The following is a 2,214-nucleotide window of genomic DNA, read 5'->3' as shown; positions in this document are numbered from 1 at the left end:
GTCAAGTAACATTCTGAGATTTTAAAAGAGACAATAGTCTCCCTTATTAGTAAAAACAGCAAGTTTTTACATAACCTTAGTTATTATACCACTGCTCTTTGAAAACTGAATAATCTTTCTCCTTCATAGGGAGAGAAAAGGGTAACAAGCCCCTTCTCAAAAGTGTCCATAAGGGATACACCACGGCATAATACGAGTTTAATCCATCCCTGGTGAGGAGGGACAGGGACTCTACTTACCTTTCGTATTTCATATGGACAAGAAGGGTATTCATTACCTCCTTGAGGGTTCTGCCCCGAAGGCTTCCGAGGGTTATCCCTAAAAAAAATGTCGATATCCCTTCTCGCCCTGAATCTAGAGGAGATAAACAAGTTTCCAAGATAAGTAGAGTTCTCATCCTTTAACTTCGGATAAATTTATCGCATATTCTTTCTCCAGTTTTTGCTTAATTTTTTCTAAGTAATTACTCTGAGGAAGGATCTTCTCTGAAGAGAAAGCCCTTAACTTCTTCAGTATTTCTCCATAGACTTAAGAGGTAATAATTGCCTGGATCTTGCACCAGGGTGTTAAAGGAATGAGGGTGGTAAAGTGATTCATGCTTCATTAAGGCAAAGGCCAGTCTAGCAAATTTATTACCGGTAGCGGTTCTGGCTATTCCACATCTTCCTTTCTTCTCCTCTACTTTCCGCGAGTAATAAGCATTAAAGTCTGGGCACCAGGTATTTAAGGATAGTCCTGCTTGATTTAGAACGGTGCGCAGGAACTTATTACCTTTCTTAGAAATGGGTAAATTCTGGGGGTCATGCTCACCGGTCTGATCCTTCTTAGAACAGGTACCCGCTAGGGAGATGATCTGGTTGGCATAAGCAAAACGAGAGATATCTCCTATCTCGGCAGTAACCTCTGCGGCATAGGTTACCGAGATGCCTGGCACAGAGAGAAGATAGGTCCCTGGAGTCTGAACCAGAAGATAAGCAATCTCCTTCTCTAAATGGAAGATTATCTCTTCATAAAGTCGATAAGCTTGGAGATGGGATCTTAGAGCCAGTATATCCATAGTCTGTTCGTAAGGACTACGGGTAAGGGCAACTTTAGCTGCCGAGATAATCTTTCTGGCTGTTTTCTCGCCCAGTTTAGTAGTACCTTTCTTAAGGAAGCGAGTTAACCTTTTCTCTCCCAGACGAAGAATCATCTGGGGAGTAGGGTAATGCTCTAAAACTGATAGAGAAGCCTTACCCCATCTATCAGAGAAGATGGTATCCTCCTTATCCCAGAGCCCGGGGAAAAGATTGTCTAAAAGTCCGGTGATGATATTCTTGGAAGAGGTTCTTCTATTTACAAACTTTCTTCTGGTTCTGGTAGCTCTCTGAAGGTTGTAGTAGACCCCTTCAGGTACTGTAGAAGAAGAAAATTTTCTGGAAATAAGGGACTTAGCAATAGAGCCCAGATCTATCTTATCAGTCTTAGAGCTCTTGTTGAGTCTTTCCTTCCAGGAGTCAAAGGGGTTGATTACCGCCACCTCGTAACCCAGACTTTTCAAGTGAAGAGTTAAGTTCTGATGGTAATGTCCGGTGGCTTCAAGCCCGATAAAGATTTTCTTGGCCTTAGCGTTTCGGGCCGCTTCGGTAATTTTGGAGATAAAGAATTTAACCCCATGGGCATTATTAGAAAATTCAAAGGCTGGGGTAAGAATATCTCCAAAGAAGTTAACCGCACAGGCTTTATGATTATACTTGGCAACATCAATGGGTGCATAGAGAAGCTCTCCAGGACTATACTTACCTAAAACTTCTCTAAGTTGTGAACTGTTCCTTGCTGGATAGATACTTTTAATCTTCATGATAATTTACTCCTTATATTTTAATTTTTTGAAAAACAAGGGCCAAAAGAAAGATTATTCAGGGGGTGAACGGATACTTTGTGTGAAAGACATAGTAATATTATAAAAGAACAAAACAAAATTGAAAAGGAGGTGAATAAGGTATGATGATAGAGAGTATGCCTGCCTGTCCGGTAGGTTATCCACAATTTTCTGTGGATGGTAAAAGAATAAAGAACCAAAGAAGAAACCACTACTATTACTAATATCACTTCTTTTACTCCTCTCTATTTTAATATACCGTCTAATTATGATAAAGAAAAAAGTTTGGTTGGTAGGTTTATATTTAGTTACTCTCACTTTATTCTTATTTTCAGCAAATATTACTTTAGCAA

Annotated in this window: 1 protein-coding gene; it reads right to left on the bottom strand. The window is 39.8% G+C overall.

The features are described from left to right. Positions 1 to 463: 463 nt before the first annotated feature. Positions 464 to 1,840: an IS110 family transposase gene (locus tag COZ07_RS07030; RefSeq protein ID WP_406607860.1), complete on the bottom strand. Its 1,377-nt coding sequence runs from the start codon at positions 1,838 to 1,840 to the stop codon at positions 464 to 466. Positions 1,841 to 2,214: the final 374 nt, after the last annotated feature.

Source organism: Candidatus Infernicultor aquiphilus, assembly GCF_002784285.1.
In the GTDB taxonomy this organism is placed as follows: domain Bacteria; phylum Atribacterota; class Phoenicimicrobiia; order Phoenicimicrobiales; family Phoenicimicrobiaceae; genus Infernicultor; species Infernicultor aquiphilus.
Note: the sequence above shows the minus strand (reverse complement) of the source record. Positions and strands in the feature narration are given on the sequence as shown.